General features: G+C 44.7%; 24 protein-coding genes. 4 read left to right on the top strand and 20 right to left on the bottom strand.

Going from position 1 to position 22,658, the window contains the following annotated elements; genetic code table 11:
• Nucleotides 1-4 precede the first annotated feature (4 nt).
• From DIC78_RS17975 to DIC78_RS17920, 12 genes are all read right to left on the bottom strand, one after another.
• Nucleotides 5-1,759 (bottom strand): peptidoglycan D,D-transpeptidase FtsI family protein, encoded by a 1,755-nt coding sequence (locus tag DIC78_RS17975; RefSeq protein ID WP_024122296.1) that lies wholly within the window; start codon nt 1,757-1,759, stop codon nt 5-7.
• 53 nt (nt 1,760-1,812) lie between these two features.
• A complete protein-coding gene (gene greA / locus DIC78_RS17970) occupies nt 1,813-2,286 on the bottom strand; it encodes a transcription elongation factor GreA (RefSeq protein WP_010335099.1) in 474 nt (157 codons plus the stop codon).
• Between the two features lie 248 nt (nt 2,287-2,534).
• Nucleotides 2,535-3,170, bottom strand: a complete 636-nt coding sequence (gene udk, locus DIC78_RS17965; protein ID WP_010335100.1) for a uridine kinase — start codon at nt 3,168-3,170, stop codon at nt 2,535-2,537.
• A 6-nt stretch (nt 3,171-3,176) separates the two neighbouring features.
• Complete coding sequence (locus tag DIC78_RS17960; protein ID WP_044154332.1) at nt 3,177-4,445, bottom strand: peptidase U32 family protein; 1,269 nt, start codon at nt 4,443-4,445, stop codon at nt 3,177-3,179.
• Nucleotides 4,446-4,463: 18 nt separating this feature from the next.
• The gene (locus tag DIC78_RS17955) at nt 4,464-5,393 is read right to left on the bottom strand and encodes a peptidase U32 family protein (RefSeq protein WP_095714640.1); all 930 of its coding nucleotides are present in this window, start codon (nt 5,391-5,393) and stop codon (nt 4,464-4,466) included.
• A gap of 5 nt (nt 5,394-5,398) precedes the next feature.
• A complete protein-coding gene (locus DIC78_RS17950) occupies nt 5,399-6,052 on the bottom strand; it encodes an O-methyltransferase (protein WP_024122299.1) in 654 nt (217 codons plus the stop codon).
• 151 nt (nt 6,053-6,203) lie between these two features.
• Nucleotides 6,204-7,286: an endolytic transglycosylase MltG gene (gene mltG / locus DIC78_RS17945; RefSeq protein WP_127696709.1), complete on the bottom strand. Its 1,083-nt coding sequence runs from the start codon at nt 7,284-7,286 to the stop codon at nt 6,204-6,206.
• Between the two features lie 127 nt (nt 7,287-7,413).
• Complete coding sequence (locus DIC78_RS17940) at nt 7,414-7,695, bottom strand: DUF1292 domain-containing protein (RefSeq protein ID WP_010335105.1); 282 nt, start codon at nt 7,693-7,695, stop codon at nt 7,414-7,416.
• 17 nt (nt 7,696-7,712) lie between these two features.
• Nucleotides 7,713-8,129: a Holliday junction resolvase RuvX gene (ruvX, locus tag DIC78_RS17935; protein ID WP_024122301.1), complete on the bottom strand. Its 417-nt coding sequence runs from the start codon at nt 8,127-8,129 to the stop codon at nt 7,713-7,715.
• 7 nt (nt 8,130-8,136) lie between these two features.
• Complete coding sequence (locus tag DIC78_RS17930) at nt 8,137-8,403, bottom strand: IreB family regulatory phosphoprotein (protein ID WP_003225903.1); 267 nt, start codon at nt 8,401-8,403, stop codon at nt 8,137-8,139.
• Nucleotides 8,404-8,487: 84 nt separating this feature from the next.
• Nucleotides 8,488-11,124 carry an alanine--tRNA ligase gene (alaS, locus tag DIC78_RS17925; RefSeq protein WP_127696708.1) on the bottom strand — a complete coding sequence of 879 codons (2,637 nt, stop codon included), beginning with the start codon at nt 11,122-11,124 and terminating at the stop codon, nt 8,488-8,490.
• A 332-nt stretch (nt 11,125-11,456) separates the two neighbouring features.
• Nucleotides 11,457-12,518 carry an AI-2E family transporter gene (locus DIC78_RS17920; RefSeq protein ID WP_105953512.1) on the bottom strand — a complete coding sequence of 354 codons (1,062 nt, stop codon included), beginning with the start codon at nt 12,516-12,518 and terminating at the stop codon, nt 11,457-11,459.
• A 222-nt stretch (nt 12,519-12,740) separates the two neighbouring features.
• Between DIC78_RS17920 and DIC78_RS17915 the strand changes: the two genes are divergently transcribed.
• From DIC78_RS17915 to DIC78_RS17900, 4 genes are all read left to right on the top strand, one after another.
• On the top strand, nt 12,741-13,469 hold the full coding sequence (locus tag DIC78_RS17915; protein ID WP_024122304.1) for an amino acid ABC transporter ATP-binding protein: 729 nt from the start codon (nt 12,741-12,743) through the stop codon (nt 13,467-13,469).
• 22 nt (nt 13,470-13,491) lie between these two features.
• The gene (locus tag DIC78_RS17910) at nt 13,492-14,313 is read left to right on the top strand and encodes a transporter substrate-binding domain-containing protein (protein WP_024122305.1); all 822 of its coding nucleotides are present in this window, start codon (nt 13,492-13,494) and stop codon (nt 14,311-14,313) included.
• A gap of 63 nt (nt 14,314-14,376) precedes the next feature.
• On the top strand, nt 14,377-15,027 hold the full coding sequence (locus DIC78_RS17905) for an amino acid ABC transporter permease (protein WP_024122306.1): 651 nt from the start codon (nt 14,377-14,379) through the stop codon (nt 15,025-15,027).
• A gap of 16 nt (nt 15,028-15,043) precedes the next feature.
• Nucleotides 15,044-15,700 (top strand): amino acid ABC transporter permease, encoded by a 657-nt coding sequence (locus tag DIC78_RS17900; RefSeq protein ID WP_127696707.1) that lies wholly within the window; start codon nt 15,044-15,046, stop codon nt 15,698-15,700.
• 33 nt (nt 15,701-15,733) lie between these two features.
• Here DIC78_RS17900 and DIC78_RS17895 read toward each other — a convergent pair whose 3' ends face one another.
• The 8 genes from DIC78_RS17895 to cymR all read right to left on the bottom strand — a co-directional run bounded on the left by DIC78_RS17895 (nt 15,734) and on the right by cymR (nt 22,521).
• Nucleotides 15,734-15,865 carry a YrzQ family protein gene (locus tag DIC78_RS17895; RefSeq protein WP_024122308.1) on the bottom strand — a complete coding sequence of 44 codons (132 nt, stop codon included), beginning with the start codon at nt 15,863-15,865 and terminating at the stop codon, nt 15,734-15,736.
• A 21-nt stretch (nt 15,866-15,886) separates the two neighbouring features.
• Complete coding sequence (locus tag DIC78_RS17890; protein ID WP_010335110.1) at nt 15,887-16,078, bottom strand: hypothetical protein; 192 nt, start codon at nt 16,076-16,078, stop codon at nt 15,887-15,889.
• A gap of 11 nt (nt 16,079-16,089) precedes the next feature.
• Entirely contained in the window at nt 16,090-16,614 is a 525-nt protein-coding gene (locus tag DIC78_RS17885) for a PRC-barrel domain-containing protein (RefSeq protein ID WP_106022554.1), read from the bottom strand.
• Nucleotides 16,615-16,672: 58 nt separating this feature from the next.
• Nucleotides 16,673-19,069 carry an SF1B family DNA helicase RecD2 gene (gene recD2, locus DIC78_RS17880; RefSeq protein WP_127696706.1) on the bottom strand — a complete coding sequence of 799 codons (2,397 nt, stop codon included), beginning with the start codon at nt 19,067-19,069 and terminating at the stop codon, nt 16,673-16,675.
• A 24-nt stretch (nt 19,070-19,093) separates the two neighbouring features.
• Entirely contained in the window at nt 19,094-19,714 is a 621-nt protein-coding gene (locus DIC78_RS17875) for a tetratricopeptide repeat protein (RefSeq protein WP_081638347.1), read from the bottom strand.
• Nucleotides 19,715-19,798: 84 nt separating this feature from the next.
• A complete protein-coding gene (mnmA, locus tag DIC78_RS17870; RefSeq protein WP_004398509.1) occupies nt 19,799-20,914 on the bottom strand; it encodes a tRNA 2-thiouridine(34) synthase MnmA in 1,116 nt (371 codons plus the stop codon).
• Nucleotides 20,915-20,942: 28 nt separating this feature from the next.
• Nucleotides 20,943-22,085: a cysteine desulfurase family protein gene (locus DIC78_RS17865; protein WP_103672584.1), complete on the bottom strand. Its 1,143-nt coding sequence runs from the start codon at nt 22,083-22,085 to the stop codon at nt 20,943-20,945.
• A 19-nt stretch (nt 22,086-22,104) separates the two neighbouring features.
• Nucleotides 22,105-22,521 carry a cysteine metabolism transcriptional regulator CymR gene (gene cymR / locus DIC78_RS17860; RefSeq protein ID WP_003225879.1) on the bottom strand — a complete coding sequence of 139 codons (417 nt, stop codon included), beginning with the start codon at nt 22,519-22,521 and terminating at the stop codon, nt 22,105-22,107.
• Nucleotides 22,522-22,658 lie beyond the last annotated feature (137 nt).

The following is a 22,658-nucleotide window of genomic DNA, read 5'->3' as shown; positions in this document are numbered from 1 at the left end:
TGTTCTATTTCTGATTGATTTCAATTTCGTGTACTTTTTTAACAATATCATAAAACACCGAATTTGTCAGAGCCTTATCCCCCGGCGTATCCATGTGCAATACGACAAGCGCGTATTTCGGCTTATCCGCAGGAAAATACCCGGCAAACCATTTTTCATAAAGCGTTTCTTTATCTTTTGAAAGCTTGCCTGTCTGGGCGGTGCCTGACTTCCCTGCTACAGTATACGAGAGATCCTGAAACCTTCTGCCCGTTCCGGAAGGAGATTCCACCACCCGCCGCAGCATTTTTTGAAGCTGCTGTGCCGTATATTTGTCTATTGTTTCTCCTTTAAGCTTCTGATCTTTAAACTTGACGAGCGTTGTGCCGTTTTTGTATTCAATCTGCTCTGCGATTTTCACCTGCCGCTTTTCACCGCCGCGGGCGATTGTCGCCATCATATTAGCTACCTCAAGCGGCGTTACCTTTACATTTTTCTGCCCGATCGCTGTTTGCGCAATTGCTTTTTTGACTGATTTGTCTTTTTCATCCCCCCAAATCACACCGCTTTTTTCATTATAGAATTGGCGGAAATCTGACTCGTGGTACAGTTTTCCTTCCCAGCCTGCCCGATCTGTAAGGGACAGCTTTTCTGACATGTCTTCAATGACGGAATGGTCTTTCTTCATTAATTGTTCGGCAAGACTTGTAAACGTGTAATTGCAGCTTTGTGCGAAACTTTCTTCAAAGGACAGGGTTCCTTTGTCGTCTCCCGGTTCGCCGTACAGGTTTAAATTACAATTAAAGGTTTGACTCGGCTTTACCGCGTTATGCTCAATCGCAGCTGCCGCTATCACAGTTTTAAAAACGGAGCCGGGATAGATTGGCGTCAGCATGTAATTTTGAAGCGTGTTTTGTCTGGACACATCGGCATCCGGTTTGCTTACGATGCCCAACACACTGCTCTTTTCGATGTCCAGCAGCACCGCTCCTCCTTTTTTCAGCCCCTGATCATCTAGTATGCCTTCTATCGCTTTTTGAATGCTTTGATCAATCGTTGTTTTGACTTGGAGCGGATAAAATGAGTTGGCCTCAGCTGTATATTTGACGTCCATGCCGAACAAAGGGTTTCCTTTTCCGTCCACATGATACAAAAGCTTCGTGTCCTGTTCCGGGAGCAAAAACTCATCAAATGTCCGTTCTAAACCAGTTGTGCCGATTTTCGTTTTAATCGGCAGGTTTTCCTTTTCTGGATACTTATTGCGGAGAAGCGCCGGATCTTGATTGGTTGTGCCTATCGTATGCGAGGCAAGACTGGGCTTGTCTTCATTCTCCATATATACGCCGTAAATGCCAGGATATTTCAAAGAATTGATTTTTGTGATAGATTCCTTCGAAAGTGTTTTGATTTTCTTTTGATGTAAAATAACTGGTTTTTTCGATTTTGCAAGAGTCTGATGCAAATCATCTTCAGACATGCCGAGAATCTCTGCGACTTTTTTAATCGGCCAGTCCTGCGTTAACAGAAAAGGAAACAAGACAACCGCAGGCTCGCTTGTACCCGTCAGCGCTTGGCCGTTTCGATCTAAAAACGATCCTCTGCCGTCAGAAATGAGCACTTCCTCCGTCCGCTGATTAACACTTTCCTGTATTAAATTAATTTTCTTTTTCGAAAATGATTCTGTGAAAAACAGCTGGATTTCCGCGAGCCTCAGCAAAAGCAGAAAAAACACGATTAAAAAAGCCAGGACAGCCAGCTTCATTCGTTTCGATAACTTCATAAAAAAACACCTCACCCACATTGTGGACGAGGTGTTTCTTTGCTAAACGGATATTATGAAATTTTCACAATTTTCACGAGCATTTCTCCGCCCGGCGTCTGAACTGTGACTTCATCATCTACTTTTTTGCCAAGCAGGCTTTTAGCGATCGGCGAGTCGTTTGAAATTTTCCCTTCAAACGGATCAGCTTCAGCGCTTCCGACGATTGTATAAGATTCTTCATCACCATCAGGCAGTTCGACGAAAGTGACGGTTTTACCTAAACCGACAACGTTAGAGCCGCCGTCATCTTCAATGATTTTCGCATTGCGGATCATATTCTCAAGAGTCGTTACACGGCCCTCTACGAATGCCTGCTCTTCTTTCGCTGAGTCGTATTCAGAGTTTTCGGAAAGATCCCCGAAACTTCTCGCGATTTTGATGCGCTCTACTACTTCTTTTCGTTTAACCGTTTTCAAATATTCTAATTCTTGTTCAAGTTTTTGTTTTCCTTCTACAGTCATAGGAAAAACTTTCTCTTGTGCCATGTCCCTTCACTCCTTCTGGTTGTCCCTCAACATCTTCGATTATGTATGAGAGCATAAACTAAAATACAAGAATGAGAACACAGGGCAGTCCTCGTTCTTCTCTCCCATATTGGTACTGTTTATCTTAAACTGAATCTTGTGGTTCTGCAAATATTTCGCGTTTATAAACAGGGAAAGAAGGGAATTTACACATCCCCTTCCTGCCTATACATAATATGGTCAGAGTTATTTATGTCTATGCTATGGTATTACAAAATCGCGTTTTGTTCAAGAATGGTTTGAATTTTTGTGACCATCAGATCAATTGCAACGTGATTTTGTCCGCCTTCCGGGATAATAATATCAGCGTATCGCTTTGTCGGCTCAACGAATTGATTGTGCATCGGGCGGACAACAGACACATATTGTTCAATGACAGAATCAATAGAGCGTCCGCGCTCATTAATATCTCTCATAATCCGTCTGATGATGCGCAAGTCAGCGTCTGTGTCAACGTAAAGCTTGATATCCATCAGGTCGCGCAGCCTTTTATCTTCAAGAACAAGAATGCCTTCAAGAATAATCACGTCTTTCGGCTCTACGTGAACCGTTTCTTCTGACCGTGTGTGAAGCTTATAATCGTAAATCGGCTTTTCAATCGGACGGTAATTCAATAGGTCTTGAATATGCTCGATTAAATAGTCATTATCAAACGCAAGCGGATGATCATAGTTTGTATTCAGCCTTTCTTCAAATGGAAGATGGCTTTGGTCTTTATAATAGAGGTCTTGCTGGATCATTAAAATCGAGTGCCCTTTGAATTGTTCATAAATTGAACGTGTGACACTCGTTTTTCCTGAACCGGAACCTCCTGCGATTCCAATGACTACTGGACTCTTACCCATGGGTGATTACTTCCCCTTTCTCATCATGTTGCTCGGATAAATCTTTTTGTCTAATTTGAATTTGACAATTTGCAGGGGATGGCGGGCAGCGTCTAGCTCATTTCCGTCTTCGTCCCAAATGGTTTCAATCGTATGTGTAAAGTTTTCGATTTCCGGACCGAAAAATTCTACTTCGTCGCCTTTTTTGAAGAAATTGCGCTGCTGAAGAGTGACCATTTGTGTATCCTCATCATAATTCAGCACTAAGCCGACAAAATCAAATGTTGTTTTTTTGCCGTGTTCGCCAAACATTTGCTCTTCATAGCCTGGTGTTCCTTCGAAGAAAGCTGTCGCAGTGTCACGGTTGGCGCATTTATCAAGCTCTTCCAGCCATTCTTTTTGAATCACAAAGTTATCGGGATCAGCGCAATAAGCGTCAATCACTTTACGATACACGCTGACAACTGTCGCTACGTAGTGAATGGATTTCATCCGTCCTTCAATCTTTAAGCTGTCGATGCCCATTTCAATCATTTTCGGAATCGACTCAATCAGCTTCAAGTCTTTCGGACTCATTGCAAACGGAGCGTCTTCTTCACTGTATAAAGCAACGGCATTGGCACCGTCGGTTTGATATAAATCATAATCCCAGCGGCATGACTGGCAGCAGCCTCCGCGGTTGGAATCACGGGCTGTCATGTGATTGCTCAGGACACAGCGGCCGGAGTATGCAATACACATCGCGCCGTGAATAAAGGATTCAATTTCGATATCTACTTTTTCTTTCATTTCTCTGATTTCGAGCGCGCTTGTCTCACGGGCTAACACCACACGGTCAAGCCCTTCTTCCTTCCAGAACTGAACAGCCTTCCAGTTGGAGAGAGATTGCTGCGTGCTCAAGTGAACCTCAACATGAGGAGCTACTCTGCGGCAGGTTTCGATAATAAGCGGATCTGCCACAATGATGCCGGCAACATTGGCGTCACCGAGAGCTTTTAAATAATCTTCAAGCCCGTCAATATTCTCATTGTGGGCAAAAATATTTGTCGTGACGTAAATTTTCGCGCCGTATTTTTTCGCAAATTCCACGCCCTCTGCGATTTCTTCAATCGTAAAGTTATCCGCATTCGAACGAAGCCCGTATTCCTGCCCTCCGATAAAGACGGCATCCGCTCCGTAATGTACAGCAATTTTCAGCTTTTCAAGATTCCCCGCAGGCGCGAGAAGCTCTGGCTTTTTCGTAATCACACGCTTACCATCAACTATTTTAGAAATCTTATCATTTACGGCAGTCATAGCGTAACCTCCTTTTCATTAATAAACCGTTTCTTTAAAGAAGAAGCCGGTATCTATTTTTCTGTTTACTGGCTGAATGTTTTCAATACGTTCGATCCAGTCTTCTTTTTTCGCTTCGTAATCGTCACGGTTTTCCGCACACAGATCAATCGCTTCTCTGTACATGCTGGTGACTTCCACTAAGTATTCAGATGATTTCAGAACACCGTCGATTTTGAAAGAATCGACTCCCGCATCTATCAGCTCTTCAAGTTCATCAATAATGCACACATCGTTCGGGCTCATGATATGTGTGCCGTTCTCATCTTCGAAAATCGGATATTTATTATGGCGTTCCTTATCATGCAGGAACATGCCGGATTCTTTTTTCTTTCTTTCAATGTCCATGACTTTGCCTTGGTATTCGAAATAGTTTCCGATCAAGGAACGCTTCGACTGGAACATGCAGGTCATTCCATGCACCTGGACTTCAATTTCAACTTCTGCGTTTTCTTTGATCTCAACAATGCTGTCCATATTTAATTCTCTGGCAAGCACAGATCGAGCTGCGCCTTTACGTCCCCAGTAGTTGCATGTATAATAGTTGGTTCCTGTCGTTTCTGTGCTCCAATGAAGCTTCAGCTCCGGCGCTGATTCACGTGCAGCCATAAGAACGGCAGGATCGCCGAATACAGCCGCATCAACGCCCGTTTCCGCTAAGAAAGCGAGATAATCGCCAAGTTCTCCCACTTTATCGTTATGAAAAATTCCATTTACGGCAACGTATACTTTTGCTCCTTCGTTATGGGCAATGTCTACCGCTTTCGTTACATCCTCACGGGAAAATTCCCCCGCTAATCTCAGACCGTATCTCTGTTCCCCAACTAAAAACGCAGTTGCCCCCGCCTGAATCAGCGGCAAAATGTCTGCCGTACTTGTCGGTGTGACTAAGAGCTCTGGCTTTTTCATGACGTTCACCTCTTCTTTTTACTGATCGCAAGCCCGTCCCCAACAGGGATAATCGCAGTTTGATAATCCGGATGATTCATTAGCCAATGATTATACTCATCGATTTTTGATACCAGCCTGCGCCTTCTTTTTGGTTCTATTTTGCTGTAATCCTCTGCCACCAGACCTTTAAACAGCACGTTGTCTGTTAAAATCACCCCGTCTGGCGAAAGCATCGGTTCATATAAGTGAAAAAAGTTTTGATATTGACCTTTAGCAGCATCAATGAAAATCACATCATATGGCGCTGTGACATGAACGGCTTCTGCTAATTCGAGCGCGTCCCCGTAAAACACATGGATTCGGTCATCAAGCTGAAAATCCTTTATGTTGTTAACAGCTTCCTCATGGCGTGTCTCATTGCGTTCAATCGTATATATTTCTGCAGACGGCAGTGCCAGCGCCATTCGAATGGCCGAGTAACCGATAGCCGTTCCGATCTCCAGTATTTTCTTCGCCTGTTTGACAGACAAAATTTGGAGCAGCACTTCTATGCCCGCTTTTTCCATAATCGGAACATGATGTTCTTCCGCATATGCTTCCAGTTTCCTCACGTTATCCGGCTGAGGCTTCAATAATGCTTCTATATAGTCATTTATTTGTTCATAGCGGTCTGTCACAACAAACAGCCTCCCGTTCTAAAAAGGAGTGCCCCAGTCTTTGACACAGGACACTCTCTGAGCACAACTTGTATACGTTAGTAAACAACCCGATATATTTTATCATAAAACCTTGCGGAATGCGAATAAAAGGAGAGCTTTTGCTCTCCTTTTATTTCTGATTTTTTGCCGAAATATATTTTTCTTTTGCTTTATTATGTTCTTTTAATGTTTTCGTAAATACGACCTCACCGTTTGATTTTGCTAAAAAGTACAGATAGTCCGTTTTATCCGGATGAAGCGCCGCTTCCCATGACGACATTCCGGCATTGGCAATCGGTCCTGGCGGCAGACCACTGTTTTTATACGTATTGTACGGCGAATCGATTTCAAGGTCTTTATAAAGCACCCGGTCTTTATGCTTTCCAGCCGCGTACAAGACGGTCGGATCGGTCTGAAGCGGCATCTTCTTTTTCAGCCTGTTATAAAAGACGCTGGAAATTTTATGGCGATCCGCTTTTTCAGTCGCTTCCTCTTCGATCAAAGAAGCCATCGTCAGCAGCTTATGCACAGAAAGCTTTTCTTTCTTCATTTCTGTTTTGTATGTTTTCACATAAGAATCTGTCTGTTTCATCATCTCAGTTATGATATTCTCAAGCGACGTATCCGGATCGTGGAATGGATATGTAGCCGGGAATAGGTATCCTTCCAGCGGATGCTTTATATTTTTCTGAAAAACATCGTTTGTAACGGTGTCCGGAAATTCCTTTTTCAGCTGATTGATAAACGTTTTATCGTCCAGCTTTGCCATGACCTGTTTTTTTGAGTATTTCGTTTCCTCCGCAATGGCTGTGGCGATCTGTGTCAGCTGTTTCCCCTCAGGCACCGTGATTTGAAAGGCGTAGCTTGTTGCTCCGCTTGTCAGCTTCTTGATAATGGCATCCAGATCCATTCCTTTGTTCAGATGGTAGTACCCGGCTTGGAATCCGGAAGCTTTTTTATATTTTACATAGTACTGAAATGCCTTTTCACTTTTTATGACATTGTTTTCCTTCAAAATCGATGCGATCGCAGATACAGACGATCCGCTCGGAATGTTAATATTAACTGTCGTTTTATTGTTTTTTTCAACAGGTTCCAGCAGTGATTTCCCATATAAAAATGCTCCGCCTATGATGAGAAGCAGCACAATAATGGAAGACAGTACAATTCTTTTTTTATTTAAAAATGATTTTTTTTGCTGATTAATATACATAAGGTCTCCTCCCATCAGCTTTTATACTACATGATTCATGCTGTTTCGGCAATTTATTACAAAAAAAGTCTCTTTATAAGCAGAAAAAAAGCCGGAGCAGTATAGGCTCCGGCTTTTGGCGCGGTTTTTACTCTTCGTCTTCTTCCGCTAAAAACGTGTTTAATGTCTCTTCGATCATATCCCATTCTTCATCGGTTTCGATCGGGAATAGTTCGCCGTCTTCACCATCTTCGTTTGGCGTAAAGCTGGAAGCAAGAATTTCTACTTCTTCGTCATTCTTTGTTTCAATTGGGTAGTACAACACATAAGATTTGCCAAACTCTTCGTTTTCAAATGTAAACAGCACTTCGCAAAGCTGTTCATTTCCTTGATCGTCAACAATTGTAATATTTTTTTCGCCGTGTTCCATTATATTCACCTCTGGCTTTAATTTAAGCTGTCAAGATATCCTTGCAGAATCATAACAGCCGCCATTTTATCAATGACTTTTTTTCGTTTCTGCCTGCTGACATCAGCGGCAATCAGCATTTTTTCAGCCGCCATTGTGGTAAGACGCTCGTCCCACAGCACAACAGGAACATTGTACGTGGTTTCAAGCACTTTCGCAAATGTTTGGCTGGCTTCACCTCTCGGGCCGACTGTTCCATTCATGTTTTTAGGAAAGCCGAGCACGATCTTATCTATAGTATAGTCTTTTGTCAGTTCAGATAAACGGGGTAATCCGTAATCGCCCTCTGCTTCATTTATCTTTATGGTCTCAATGCCTTGAGCAGTCCAGCCCATTTCATCGCTCAGAGCAACACCGAGTGTTTTGGTTCCTAAATCGAGCCCTAATATTCTCATTGTTTATTTACGCCTCTTTATGCTGTTCTAAATAAGACTTCACCAATTCCTCGATTAATTCGTCTCTTTCAAGTTTGCGAATTAAATTGCGAGCGTCACGATGCCTAGGAATATAAGCGGGATCACCTGACAGCAAGTATCCGACAATCTGATTGATTGGATTGTAGCCCTTTTCCTGAAGCGCGTCATACACAGTAATCAGCACCTCATTTACGTTAGTCTCGGCAGAATCATCGGAGAAATTAAATTTCATCGTTTTATCAAACGAGCTCACCGTTTTGCACCTCTTTCCCAAATTCGCAGGCAAAGTTCAGCCTGGGGTCCTAATCTTACCATCATTCTACACTACATGGGCAAATTATAAAACGGATTTCACCCAATCTTCTACAGAAGCCAATGCTTCTTCTAATTTTTCCGGCTGTTTGCCGCCCGCCTGTGCCATGTCCGGACGGCCTCCTCCGCCGCCGCCGCAAACTTCCGCGGCTTGTTTGACAAGCTTGCCGGCATGAAGGCCTTTCTCAATCAGATCCTTTGTAACACCGGCAGAAATATTGACTTTATCATTTTGCACAGCGCCAAGCACGATGACCGCAGAGCCGATTTTTGCTTTCAGTTCATCAACCATTGTGCGGAGATGGTTCATGTCTTTGGCGTTTACCTTTTCCGCAAGCACGCTGACACCATCAACTTCTTTTACTTTTGATAGAATCGCGCCTGCTTCAACGTTGCCAAGTTTCGCCAGAAGAGATTCATTTTCTCTTTGTGCTTCCTTCAGCTCAGCCTGCAGCGCAGCAACGCGCTTTGGCACTTCTTTGATATTTGTTTTCAGTTCGTCGGCAGTCTGCTTCAAAACTGAGATCTGGCTGTTCATTTCCACGTAAGCGCCTTGTCCTGTTACAGCTTCAATCCGTCTAGTGCCCGCTCCGATTCCAGACTCAGATACGATTTTAAATAAGCCGATTTCCGCTGTGTTGCTGACATGGCATCCGCCGCAAAGCTCAAGGCTGTAATCCCCAACTTGAACAACCCTTACAATATCACCGTATTTTTCTCCGAACAGAGCCATAGCTCCCATTTCTTTTGCTTCAGCGATCGGTTTCAGATCAATGCTGACCGGGATGCTTGCCCAAATCTTTTCGTTTACAATGACTTCAATTCGTTCGAGTTCTTCTTTTGTCACTTGCCCGAAGTGTGAGAAGTCAAAACGAAGGCGGTTTTCATTCACAAGGGAGCCCGCCTGATTGACGTGCGTTCCAAGAACATCCTTCAAGGCCTGGTGCAATAAGTGCGTTGCCGTATGGTTTTTAATCACGCCGCTTCTCATATGATCTTCAACCTCAGCTGTTACATGCATGCCTTTTTGAACGGTTCCGCTCTCGACAACACCTTCATGCACATGCTGGCCGTTCGGCGCTTTTTGCACATCTTTCACTTTTACCACTGCCTGCTCGCTGCGCAAAAAGCCTTTGTCGCCGATTTGACCGCCGCTTTCCGCATAGAAAGGTGTTTCGTCAAGAATGATCTGTACAGTTTCGCCTTCATGTGCTTCTTCAATTAACTGGCCGTCCTGCAGAAGCACTATCACATTGGCATTAGCCTTTGTTTGGGAGTAGCCGACAAATGTGCTTTCTTCTGTTACGTCGCGTAATGCGCCGCCCTGCACCTGCATGCTGCCGACATCCTGACGTGCATTTCTGGCCCGCTCGCGCTGCTGGTTCATTTCTTCTTCAAAGCCTTTATGGTCAACTGTCATGTTCTCGTCTTCCGCATATTCTTCAGTCAGTTCAACCGGGAATCCGTACGTGTCGTAAAGTTTAAAGACATCCGCACCTGAAATGACGCTGCTGCCCTTATCTTTTTCCTTTTTGATCATTTCTGACAAGATGGCAAGTCCTTCATTCAGTGTTTCGTGGAAGCGTTCTTCCTCCGTTTTAATGACCTTTGAAATGAATTCTTCCTTCTCTTTTACTTCAGGGTAGAAAGCAGCCATGATCTCAGCAACAACCGGCACAAGATCGTACATGAACGGACGGTTGATATTAATCGTTTTGGCATAACGCACAGCGCGTCGCAATAAACGTCTTAATACATAGCCGCGTCCTTCATTTGACGGAAGCGCCCCGTCACTGACAGCAAAAGCAACCGTTCTGATGTGGTCGGCGATGACTTTAAATGCAGTGTCTTTTACATGATCTTGGCCGTATGCTTCACCGGAAATCGTTTCTGTCGCTTTGATGATTGGGACAAACAAATCAGTATCAAAGTTTGTCGGGACATTTTGAATGACAGATACCATTCTTTCAAGCCCCATCCCTGTATCGATGTTTTTCTTCGGAAGCGGCGTATACGTGCCGTCCGGATTATGGTTGAACTCAGAGAATACAAGGTTCCATACTTCAAGATAGCGGTCATTTTCTCCCCCAGGATAAAGCTCCGGATCGTCAGGATCGTTCCCGTACGCTTCACCGCGGTCGTAGAAAATTTCTGTGTTTGGTCCGCTCGGCCCTTCGCCGATGTCCCAGAAGTTCCCTTCCAGGCGAATAATTCTTTCTTCCGGAACACCGATTTTTTTCGCCCAAAACTCATACGCTTCTTCATCTTCCGGATGAACTGTAACAGAAAGAAGCTCTTCGTCAAAACCAATCCACTTGTCACTCGTTAAAAATTCCCAAGCCCATGTGATCGCTTCTTCTTTAAAATAATCACCGATGGAAAAGTTTCCGAGCATTTCAAAGAATGTGTGATGGCGCGCGGTTTTACCCACATTTTCAATATCGTTTGTTCTGATTGCTTTTTGAGCGTTTACGATTCTTGGATTTTCCGGCACAACGCGGCCGTCAAAATATTTTTTCAGCGTCGCAACACCGCTGTTAATCCAAAGCAGTGAAGGATCTTCATGAGGCACTAATGACGCGCTCGGCTCTACAGCATGTCCTTTTTCTTTAAAGAAATCCAAAAACATTTGACGCACTTCAGCAGAAGTTAAGTGTTTCATTGTATTTCCTCCTCTATAAAAATCGAAATTCTCTTCAGTGACAGCAAAAAAGCCCTCCCCCTATGCAAACACACGTTTACACAGGGACGAGAGCTGTCTCGCGGTACCACCCTGATTACGGGCCTTATGATTCGCCCGTCACCTTTCATCCAATAACGCAGGATGTGCGGCAGCGATTAACTGCACTCAGGATTAGCTTCCTCCGATCTTCTGATAAAGCTCCTTTCAGCTTACGGAGCTTCTCTCTTTAACAGGGCTTCGGCGTACTCAGATCCGTCACTCGAGATTCGTATGTATTCTACGAGAAATTATAGACAAGCGGCACGCCAATGTCAATGCTCCGTCCGCATCCGCAGAAAATGGATCATCATTACTTTTAAAACAGCCGCAGCAGGCACTGCCAGTATCATGCCGACAATCCCCGCCAGCTCACCTCCGGCAAGAAGCGCAAGCATGATCACTACCGGGTGCATCTTGAGACTTCTGCCGACAATAAACGGACTGAGGACATTTCCTTCCAAAAATTGAAGTACAAACACCGTAATGACAACGACAAGAACGGCCTTCACAGAAATCGTCATTGCAATCAAAAGCGCAGGAACAGCGCCGATAAAGGGACCGAAGTACGGGATGACATTCGTAATACCCGAGATAAGACCCAGTATCAGCGGATACGGAAGGCCAAATATCCAAAATGTAATACCGGCTACGGCTCCGAGAATCAAGCAGACGAGCAGCTGGCCGCGAATGTAATCACCGAGAGAATCATCTACATCAAGCAAAAAAGCGCTGCCCCGCTTCCTCCACGACTTCGGCGTCAAATACCACACCGTTTTTTTCATCAATTCGATGTCCTTGACCATATAAAACACGAGAAAAGGAATCGTTGCCGCAATTAAGAAATAGTCGAGCACTTTACGGATTCCGCTAATTGCCCCTTCGATTGTGCCGGCGAAAAACGCCTCTGTCTGCCTAATCATTTTGTCTATGCGGTCATGCATGCCGTCCGGCCAGTCATCTGTATGGTTATGCACATGGAGAAGGAGCCCATTATACGTCTCGGCAAACATAGGTATATTTTCTGACAGATCCGTCAGCTGCACGATTAGAACAGGCACACCTTTATATAATGCCCAGCCCAGTCCGCCAAAAAAAAGGACGTAAATCACCAAAATGCTTAAAGTCCTTGGCAGACCTTTGTCATGAAGCCACTCAGTGACCGGAAGTAATAAATAAGAAATAAAAATAGAAATGATCAAGGGAATAAAGATCGATTTTATGACGAGCCACAGGGGAGACCATAACATATCTAGCATACAAAAGACATAGACTGTTAACAGGACCAATAAACAAATGGCCACCCATAACAAAAGCTGCACCGGTTTCTGGAGCATCTGCTTTCACCTCTTCTATATCTTTTGAGGATTATAGGGAATTATTCTCTTATGTTTTCTTTACACAGACAAAGGGAATGGATATTTTTCCACGCTAAATTTTCAGAAAAGTTTGACCCTTTCGCACTAAGGTATGCATCATATCGTGTTGTTACTTTCCTCAACCTTGTAAGTTAGTTACATTCACACATAATTATTGAAGTTTCTGTTAGGAGGATTGCGATGATCTCATTTCAAAATGTAAACAAGCATTACGGAGATTTTCATGTGCTAAAGCAGATTAACCTGCAAATCGAAAAAGGTGAAGTCGTCGTCATTATCGGCCCATCAGGTTCCGGAAAAAGCACTTTGCTCAGATGCATCAACAGGCTGGAGACGATTAACGAAGGAACACTTACCGTAAACGGCACAGTTATTAATGACAGAAAAACTGACATTAATAACGTACGGCGAAATATCGGAATGGTGTTTCAGCACTTTCATTTATATCCTCATAAAACCGTGCTGCAAAATATTATGCTGGCGCCCGTAAAAGTACTCGGACAATCCGCTGAACAAGCGAAGGAAACTGCGCTGTATTACCTTGAAAAAGTCGGAATCCCTGAGAAAGCTAACGCCTACCCTTCCCAGCTTTCCGGCGGGCAGCAGCAGCGTGTGGCTATTGCCCGGGGACTGGCGATGAAGCCGGAGGTCATGCTGTTTGACGAGCCGACATCGGCGCTCGATCCGGAAATGATCGGTGAAGTGCTTGATGTGATGAAGAACCTCGCCAAAGAAGGCATGACAATGGTTGTCGTGACGCATGAAATGGGGTTTGCGAGAGAAGTGGCGGATCGTATTGTCTTTATTGATGAAGGAAACATTCTGGAGGAAGCAGCACCGGCTGAGTTTTACGCAAACCCGAAGGAAGAACGGGCACGCCTATTCTTGAGCCGTATTTTAAATCATTAAAAAGAGAAATGGGGGAGTTTGTATGAAAAAGATTTTATCGTTAGCATTGATTTCTTTAATCGCTGTTGTCATGCTTGCTGCATGCGGAAGCAAGGGGTCAAACGGAGAAAGCGCAAAGGATAGCAAAAAAGATACATTAGCTGCCATTAAAGATCAAGACAAAATTGTTTTCGGTGTTAAAACCGACACCAGGCTGTTCGGCCTGAAAAACCCAAGCTCAGGTGATATCGAGGGATTTGACATCGACATTGCTAAACAAATCGCTAAAGATATTTTAGGCGACGAAAACAAAGCTGAATTTAAAGAAGTCACATCAAAAACAAGGATTCCGATGCTTCAAAACGGAGATATCGACGCCATTGTCGCAACGATGACGATCACTGATGAACGAAAAAAGGAAGTTGACTTTTCCGATGTCTATTTTGAAGCAGGCCAATCACTTCTCGTGAAAAAAGGCAGCAAGATCAAAAGTATTGAGGACCTTGGCAAAGGCTCGAAAGTTCTCGCTGTAAAAGGCTCCACTTCCTCTCAAAACATACGCGAAAAGGCGCCTGATGCGAGTGTATTAGAGTTCGAAAACTACACCGAAGCCTTTACAGCGCTGAAATCCGGTCAAGGCGATGCTCTCACAACGGATAATGCTATTTTATACGGAATGGCTGACGAGAATAAAAATTATCAATTAACAGGAGAACCATTCACGGATGAGCCATATGGAATTGCCGTAAAAAAAGGACAATCGGCTCTCGCAAAAGAAATTAACGCTTCTCTCGAAAAGATGAAATCGGACGGTAGATATGACGAGATTTATAAAAAATGGATTAAAGAAGAACCAGCTGAATAACGAACATCCCGGGGTGAGCAGGCGATGCTCATCCCGATTTTATAAGGAGAGTGAATAAAGCATATGAATGTGTCTATTCTATTCGATAACTTCGACATGTATATGGACGGTTTTTACCACACGCTGCTCGCAAGCCTGATCGCGCTGGCCGGCAGCTTTGCGCTTGGCGTTCTTGTCGCGGTGATGAGAATAACAGTATTTAAGCCCTTGCAATGGCTCGGGACGGCTTATGTCGAATTTATCCGCAATATCCCCTTGCTTTTGATTACATTTGTCTTTTACTTTGGACTTCCAAATGCGGGTCTGAGGCTGGATGGATTCCAAGCGGGTACCGTTGCGCTCACAATTTATACGTCTGCTTTTATCGCAGAAGCCATCAGAGCCGGCATCCAGTCTGTTTCAAAAGGGCAAATGGAAGCAGCCAGATCGTCAGGCTTTACCTACAGCCAGGCAATGATATATATCATTTTGCCCCAGGCGATCAAAATTGTGATCCCCCCCTTGGGCAATCAATTTTTAAACTTGGTCAAAAACTCGTCTATTCTCGGGGTTGTTGCCGGATTGGATCTCATGTATCAGGCGGATTTGGTGTCATCAAGCACGCTCGTCGTTTTTGATGTCTATATCTTTGTGGCACTCTTTTACTTAGTGCTGACGATACCGCTTAGTATCGGTGTTAACTATTTGGAAAAACGGCTGGAAAGAAGCTATTGATAAGGAGTGAAAAACATTGGATTTCATCGGAGCTTATTCATCTGAACATTTAGCTTTTTTATGGGACGGCTTTCTCGTCACACTGTACGTTGCATTTATTTCTATCTTTCTGAGCTTTTTTTTCGGGTTGATCGCAGGTACTCTCCGTTATGCGAAAATCCCTATTCTTTCTCAACTGATTGCCGTTCTCGTTGAAACGATCAGAAATCTCCCCTTATTATTAATTATTTTCTTTACGTTTTTCGCCCTGCCGGAAATCGGGATCAAACTTGAAATTACAGCTGCCGCTATTACAGCCTTAACAATCTTTGAATCCGCCATGCTTTCTGAAATCATACGGAGCGGCCTGAATTCAGTTGACAAAGGGCAGATTGAAGCGGCGCGTTCCTCCGGTCTTAGCTATACACAGACACTTTTCTCTATTGTGATGCCTCAGGCGCTTCGCCGGATGGTTCCGCCGATCGTAAGCCAGTTTATTTCTTTATTAAAGGATACATCGCTAGCTGTTGTGATTGCCCTGCCTGAGCTTATTCATAACGCGCAGATTTTAAACGGGCAAAGCGCTGACGGCAGTTATTTTTTACCGATTTTTCTGCTGGCGGCATTGATGTATTTTGCAGTCAATTACAGTCTTTCACTTGCAGCCAGACGCCTAGAGGCACGGCAGACATAAAAAGGATACTCTAAAGAGAGTATCCTTCATTCCTTAAAACATCTTCATCATTCTTTTTCTCATCCGCTTCATGCTTCGATTATTCAGCATGTCAGATTGAGTTGCCATTCGGTACACGAGAGCCCCGGCTCCCAGCGCCAAAAGAGAAGTCATTGTCCGATTCATCCTGCGCATCTCCTTTCGTTATTAAAAATTGATGCTGCGTTCATCCTCAGAAAACAAATCATCCAGGCTGCTTAGCGTTCCGTCTTCTTCCACTTGATGAGTTTCAATCTTCCCTTTGACCACTGTCAGCTCAATGAAACAGCCCCAGCAATAATATTGGTTCACGCCGATTTTCCCGATATCCTTACTTTTGCAGTTCGGGCATATAAGCATATCTCACACCTCTATCCGTTCAGAACGATCTCGTCTTTCCGCACCTCTACAAGCGAATCCGCTCTTTGGATCTGGCGTTTGCACCCCGCCAAGTCAGAAAAGAAACCGTCCGAGAGTTCATATGCTACGATTATGCCCTTGTCCAAACAAAAGTATACATCTTCCAGCATCCCCAAAATATCACCCTCTTGCGATTTCACGAGCTTCATTTTCATCTGCTCATATGTGAAGCATGATTTCGGAAGAGGCAAAAGCTGTTCTGAATTGACTGCGGCCAATATCCGGTCATGAAGAATGCAACTGATATCACATGCTCGTAAAAGCGCATGATGGTTATGAAAAAGACGTTTTTGTTCAAGAATAAATCCGAGACAATTTCCTTCAAGAGAAAAACAAATATCAGAAATCGTCCCAAGATAAACAGAAGTTTGTTCTGAATATACAGGAAAACCTTCTACCTCATGGCATGTTCTCAAAGTGTGATCAACCACCTTTTGTTGAACAGGCTTAGGTTTTGCTTTTCGCCTTTGACACATACGATGAAATCACTTCCACCCCCAATGAAAAAAGCTCCCGCAAACACGGGAGCCCTTTTTACAGCTGTTCTTCTTTCATAAAATCGAATGGCGTAATGCCTTCCATTCCGATATTTGCGTCGTGCACGCTGAACGGGAGCTCTTTTTGCAAAGCCGCCAGCTCAGCATCCATTTCAGCCGCCTGCGCTGACAGCCTGTTTTTTAATGAGGTCTGTCTGACAGTCGCGTCATTATTTTTCACGCCCCACTCCAGCGCTTCCTCTTCCCCGCATAAAATGAGAAATTTCTTCGCCCTCGTGATGGCAGTATATAGAAGGTTTCTTCTGAGCATTCTATAGTAGCCCTTCACTACAGGAAGAACCACGATCGGAAATTCACTGCCCTGCGATTTATGAATAGAGCAGCAATACGCATGAGTAAACTGACTGAAGTCTTTTTTCGTAAATGTCATTTCATTGCCGTCAAAAGAGACAACAGCCATGTCTTCTTTTTCTGTATTTTCCTTCGCGTAGAAAATGGAAGTGATTTCTCCAATATCGCCGTTAAACACATTGTTTTCCGGCTGATTGACAAGCTGCAAAATTTTATCCCCGGTTCTATAGACAACGTCACCGAACTTAATTTCCCTCCGCTTTTCTTTTGGAGGGTTTAAAATATCCTGCAACATCACATTCAGCTCATTGATTCCGGCTTTCCCTCTGTACATCGGTGCGAGGACCTGAATATCTTTTGCCGTATATCCTTTTTTCAATGCATTCGCGACAACCTTCTCAACCACTTCTTTAATTTGCGAACCACCGCAGCGAATAAAGGAACGATCCTTTGTCGGGGCCGTCAGGTTGTTCGGAAGCAGCCCGTTTTTCATCTCGTGGGCAAGCTCGACAATCGACGATCCTTCCGCTTGCCGATAGATGTCTGTCAGTCTTACGGTCGGAATCACCTGGGATGCCAAAAGGTCTCTGAGCACTTGACCGGGTCCGACGGAAGGCAGCTGGTCTTCGTCTCCGACAATGATGATTTGAATATGGTCAGGGATCGCTTTGAACAAATGATTCGCAAGCCATATATCGAGCATACTCGCTTCATCGATAATCAAAAGCTTCCCTTCAATCGGCTGGTCCTCTGTATGAGTAAATCCTTCCGCGCCGTTCCAGCCGAGCAGCCGATGTATCGTAACCGCCGGAAGACCCGTTGACTCACTCATTCGTTTCGCCGCTCTACCTGTAGGCGCGGCCAGCACAATCGGAAAGGCTTCATCTTTTTTATAATCCGACGGATCAAGCGAAGCACCGTGGAGTTCTCCATACAATTCCACAATGCCTCTGATGACCGTTGTTTTACCGGTACCCGGCCCTCCCGTTAAAAGAAGCATCGGTGACGACAGCGCTTTTTGTATCGCTTCCTTCTGACTCGGCGCGTACTGAACATTCATACGCTCTTCCAATTCCCCTAAAGCCAGAAGGAATTCTGATTCAGGAAACTGGTCGTCATATTCGGTTTGGCTTGCGATCTGTTTCACACGCTTTGCAACATTTTGTTCAGCGAAAAACAGCGACGGAAAGTAACATCGTTCATCTTCAATGACAATATCCTTATTCTCTCCAAGCGCAATCATTGCATTAGCGGCATCCATTTCTGTAATGCGCTGTCCATCTGCCGCTGACTGATTTAACAGCGTTTGGGTTTCGATAATCAGCTGCTTCGTTTCTATGTACGTATGCCCTTCTGAAAGGCATGTCGTTTCAAGCGTGTACAAAATAGCCGCTTTTATCCGCTCAGGATGATTCCCTGAGAGCCCCATTCTTCCGCCAAGCTCATCTGCTTTTCCAAAGCCTATGCCTTCCACGTCTCTCACAAGCTGATAAGGGTTTTCCTGAATTTTCTCAAGCGTCTCGGATTCATAGGCCTGATAGATTTTCATAGACAGCTGAGGGCCGAACCCAAATTGATTCAGCGAAATCATAATTTGCTCCAGTCCCTGATGCCGCTGCAAAGCACCGGCAAGGGTGTCAGCTTTCTTTTTTGACAGTCTCGGAACATCATAAAGGACTGAAGAATCAGCCAAAATTTTATTAATCGCACTGTCACCCAGTTTTTTTACAATCTCTTCAGCGGTTTTTTTACCGATTCCTTCAAACAGATCGCTCGACAAATACTGAATGACACCTTCTTTTGTTGTCGGGATCTCCTTTTTGAAATGCTCAGCTTGAAATTGCAGTCCGAACTTTGGGTGAGTAACGGTTTTTCCGTAAAACGTGTAGGTCTCTTCTTCTTGAAGCGCAGGGAAGTAGCCCGTCACGGATACGACTTTATCTTCAATAGCTTCGGAGGTCTCTCTGACTTTCACTTTCAGAACCGTATATAAATTGGCGTCATTGTGATAAATGACGGTGTTTACTGTCCCTTTTAAAAAGGGCTCCTCCTCCATTTTCAGCTGATCCGGGTGCTGCTGCACGAGCCGTCCCTCCTCCTGAGCTTTTTATGATGGGTCGATCAGTTTTTTTGCATGAAGCGCCAGCATATGATCGGGCTGGATTTCGATAGCCTTGTCCAGCATTTCAAGCGCTTTTTCACGATTTTCTTTATAAGCATAAGCGACACCGGAATTATAAAACGCATCCGCGTGCCCCGGGTCTTGCTCTGTTACAGCTTCGAATTGGCTGAGTGCTTCGTCCAGCATGCCTTCGTTCGCTAAGCACATCCCGAATTGGAAACGCGCTTCTGCATCGTTTTCATTCAGCTCGACGGCTCTTTGTAAATATGGCAGAGCGAGCTTAGGCTGCTCAAGCTTTACGAGAACGGTTCCAAGCATGTAGAAAAGATCACCGTTCTCCATTCCGGCACGCAGCGCTTTTTCAAACATGTCTTTCGCTTCTTTGTACATTTCTTTTACAACATAGACATTTCCTGCTCCATAATAAGCAGTGGCTGCCCCGCTGTCTAAGTCAAGCGCTTTTTCATAAAACGCAAGCGCCCGTTCCAGTTCATTTACTGATGAAAGCAGGTTAGCAAAGTTAATATACGGAATTGCGTCTTCTTTGTTCTCTTCAATCGCTTTTGTAAAAGCCTCTGCCGCTTTTTCGTAATCGCCTTCCTGCATTGCCTCTATACCGGCTTGATTGTAGTCCACAGACATCTTCCTTTCATTAAAAAACCCCAACTCGCTGTTGAGGTTTTTTTCATTTTATACATACCACAATTTTGTTCCGTCTTTATATACGTCATCGATGGTTCCGCCGCCAAGGCATTCTTCGCCATCATAAAAGACAACGGCTTGTCCCGGTGTGACAGCACGGACCTGTTCGTCGAAGATAACCTCCGCTTCGCCTTCCCCAGTCATTCGAACCGTGACTTTATGGTCTTCTTGACGGTAACGGAATTTAGCCGTGCAGGAAATCTCTTCGCCCTTCATGATATCCGAACGAACCCAGCTGATATTGGTTGCTGTGATTTTATCGGAGTAAAGGAGCGGGTTGTGGAACCCTTGATCCACGTAAAGGATGTTCTTTTCAAGATCTTTACCGACCGCAAACCACGGCTCGCCGCTTCCGCCGATGCCAAGGCCGTGACGCTGTCCGATCGTGTAGTACATTAACCCGTCATGGCGTCCTTTTACTTCGCCGTCCATCGTCATCATATCGCCCGGCTGTGCAGGGAGATATTGGCTAAGAAACGTTTTGAAGTTGCGTTCGCCGATAAAACAGATGCCTGTGCTGTCTTTTTTCGTTGCCGTTGCAAGTTCTGCTTCTTTGGCAATTTCACGCACACGGCTTTTTTGAAGCTCGCCGATCGGGAACATGACTTTGCTTAGCGTATCTTCTGTCAGCTGATTCAAGAAGTACGTTTGATCTTTGTTTTCATCAATGCCGCGCAGCATTCTGACTTTGCCGCCGCTTCTGTCGACCCTTGCATAGTGGCCAGTCGCTAAATAGTCGGCGCCAAGTGACAGGGCATGCTCCAAAAATGCCTTGAATTTAATTTCTTTGTTGCACAGCACATCCGGGTTTGGTGTTCTGCCTGCTTTATATTCATCGAGGAAGTATTGAAATACCTTCTCGTAATATTGCTTTTCAAAATTAACGGCATAGTACGGAATTCCGATTTGATTGCAGACGCGGATGACATCTTCATAATCCTCTGTCGCCGTACAAAAACCATTTTCGTCCGTATCATCCCAGTTTTTCATAAAGATTCCGATCACATCATAGCCCTGTTCTTTTAACAGCAGAGCCGCCACAGATGAGTCTACTCCGCCGGACATGCCGACAACGACTCTTGTATCCTCCGGCCGTTTTTCCATTTCATTCACTCCAATAATTAAGTCCGCCTTATTGTGTCAGCCGCTTTACAACGGCAGCCACATGTTCGGCAGCGGTTTTCACTTGCTCAGCCGTATTGCCGAGACCGAAGCTGATTCGAATTGAGGACGTCAGCCGGTCGCTCTCTTCACCGAACATGGCAGTCAGAACGTGTGATGGCAGGACTGAACCAGCGGTGCACGCTGATCCGCTGGAGACCGCAACTCCCGCCATATCAAGATTTACCAGCAGTGCCTCCACAGATGCACCGGGAAAATAAAGGTTCATGACATGCGGAAGGCTATGCTCTTGATCTCCATTGATCTCGAATGCCACATCGGCATCCTTAAGCGTACCGGCAATGATTGTTTTAAACGATTGATACTTCTCGTTTTTTTCGTCCCGTTCTTCGCCCGACAGCTTGACCGCTTCTTTCAGCCCGACAATTCCCGGAACATTTTCTGTTCCGGCACGGCGTTTTCTTTCTTGCTCTCCTCCGAATAACAGCGGAGAAAGCTTTACATCCTTACTTGCATATAAAAAGCCTGTCCCTTTTGGCCCGTTGAGCTTGTGCCCAGAAACAGACAGAAGGTCAATATGGCTGCTTTTCACATCAATTGGAAAAAACCCGAATGCCTGAACAGCATCGGTATGAAAATAAGCCGTGTGTTCCTTCAGCAGCTGGCCGATTTCATCGATCGGCTGCACAGTTCCGACTTCGTTATTTCCATACATCACTGTCACAAGGATTGTATCATCACGTAGTGCTTCTTTCACCTGATTTGCACTGACTCTGCCGTTTTCATCAACATCCAGATACGTCACTTCAAATCCGTCTTCCTCCAGTTTTTCGCAAGTGTGTAGCACGGCGTGATGCTCAATTTTTGTCGTGATGATATGTTTTCCCTGATCTTTTCTGGCAAGCGCAGTTCCCATTATCGCTAAGTTGTCGGCTTCCGTTCCCCCGCTAGTGAAAATAATTTCCTGTTCTGCCGCACCAATTTCAGCTGCAATCTGCGCTCTTGCTTCGTCCACCCATTTGCGTGATTCTCTTCCAAATGAATGAATGCTGGATGGATTGCCGAAATTTCCGGAGAAATGCGGTATCATTTTCTCCAGCACGCGATCATCCATCGGAGACGTTGCGGCGTGATCCAAATAAATCCGTTCCATTTTGTTTTACACCTCTGATTTAAATATAGAACATATAAGCTTCTTGCTCCCCATCTGTATAGCTGGCAAGGTCCTCTAATGTTGTGCTGTCTAACACTTCTTTGACGGCATCCCGTATGCGGATCCACAGCTCCCGCTTGGCAGGCTCCTCGTCTTCGAGCACTTCCACAGGGCTGATCGGACCTTCAAGCACGCGGATGATGTCTCCAGCTGTAATGGCATCCGGCTCACTGCCTAATACGTATCCGCCGTATGCGCCTCTGATGCTTTTGACTAAGCCGGCATTTCTGAGCGGTGAGACCAGCTGCTCTAAATAATGCTCTGACAAATTATTTGTCTGTGCGATGCTTTTTAATGAAGTCGGGCCTTCACCATGCTTTTTCGCGAGCTCGATCATAATGGTGAGACCGTATCTTCCTTTGGTTGATATTTTCAACATGAACACCTCTGTTATTTCATGATTTTCCACATATATAATGGTAATTTCTATATAATTCGTCCGTTTATTAAATAATAGACCAACTGCTATTATAGCATACCTTCTGCGAATTTTCATGGAAGCTGGCGGAAACG

This window comes from Bacillus halotolerans, from assembly GCF_004006435.1.
GTDB classification, from domain to species: domain Bacteria; phylum Bacillota; class Bacilli; order Bacillales; family Bacillaceae; genus Bacillus; species Bacillus halotolerans.
This window is presented reverse-complemented; position numbering and strand designations above follow the sequence as displayed.

What these genes read in the sequence shown, in the direction of transcription:
- DIC78_RS17975 (WP_024122296.1), bottom strand. Translation starts at nt 1,759, where the DNA reads ATGAAGTTATCGAAACGAATGAAGCTGGCTGTCCTGGCTTTTTTAATC.
- greA (WP_010335099.1), bottom strand. Translation starts at nt 2,286, where the DNA reads ATGGCACAAGAGAAAGTTTTTCCTATGACTGTAGAAGGAAAACAAAAA.
- udk (WP_010335100.1), bottom strand. Translation starts at nt 3,170, where the DNA reads ATGGGTAAGAGTCCAGTAGTCATTGGAATCGCAGGAGGTTCCGGTTCA.
- DIC78_RS17960 (WP_044154332.1), bottom strand. Translation starts at nt 4,445, where the DNA reads ATGACTGCCGTAAATGATAAGATTTCTAAAATAGTTGATGGTAAGCGT.
- DIC78_RS17955 (WP_095714640.1), bottom strand. Translation starts at nt 5,393, where the DNA reads ATGAAAAAGCCAGAGCTCTTAGTCACACCGACAAGTACGGCAGACATT.
- mltG (WP_127696709.1), bottom strand. Translation starts at nt 7,286, where the DNA reads ATGTATATTAATCAGCAAAAAAAATCATTTTTAAATAAAAAAAGAATT.
- DIC78_RS17940 (WP_010335105.1), bottom strand. Translation starts at nt 7,695, where the DNA reads ATGGAACACGGCGAAAAAAATATTACAATTGTTGACGATCAAGGAAAT.
- ruvX (WP_024122301.1), bottom strand. Translation starts at nt 8,129, where the DNA reads ATGAGAATATTAGGGCTCGATTTAGGAACCAAAACACTCGGTGTTGCT.
- alaS (WP_127696708.1), bottom strand. Translation starts at nt 11,124, where the DNA reads ATGAAACACTTAACTTCTGCTGAAGTGCGTCAAATGTTTTTGGATTTC.
- DIC78_RS17920 (WP_105953512.1), bottom strand. Translation starts at nt 12,518, where the DNA reads ATGCTCCAGAAACCGGTGCAGCTTTTGTTATGGGTGGCCATTTGTTTA.
- DIC78_RS17915 (WP_024122304.1), top strand. Translation starts at nt 12,741, where the DNA reads ATGATCTCATTTCAAAATGTAAACAAGCATTACGGAGATTTTCATGTG.
- DIC78_RS17910 (WP_024122305.1), top strand. Translation starts at nt 13,492, where the DNA reads ATGAAAAAGATTTTATCGTTAGCATTGATTTCTTTAATCGCTGTTGTC.
- DIC78_RS17905 (WP_024122306.1), top strand. Translation starts at nt 14,377, where the DNA reads ATGAATGTGTCTATTCTATTCGATAACTTCGACATGTATATGGACGGT.
- DIC78_RS17895 (WP_024122308.1), bottom strand. Translation starts at nt 15,865, where the DNA reads ATGAATCGGACAATGACTTCTCTTTTGGCGCTGGGAGCCGGGGCTCTC.
- DIC78_RS17890 (WP_010335110.1), bottom strand. Translation starts at nt 16,078, where the DNA reads ATGCTTATATGCCCGAACTGCAAAAGTAAGGATATCGGGAAAATCGGC.
- DIC78_RS17885 (WP_106022554.1), bottom strand. Translation starts at nt 16,614, where the DNA reads ATGTGTCAAAGGCGAAAAGCAAAACCTAAGCCTGTTCAACAAAAGGTG.
- DIC78_RS17875 (WP_081638347.1), bottom strand. Translation starts at nt 19,714, where the DNA reads ATGCAGGAAGGCGATTACGAAAAAGCGGCAGAGGCTTTTACAAAAGCG.
- mnmA (WP_004398509.1), bottom strand. Translation starts at nt 20,914, where the DNA reads ATGGAAAAACGGCCGGAGGATACAAGAGTCGTTGTCGGCATGTCCGGC.
- DIC78_RS17865 (WP_103672584.1), bottom strand. Translation starts at nt 22,085, where the DNA reads ATGGAACGGATTTATTTGGATCACGCCGCAACGTCTCCGATGGATGAT.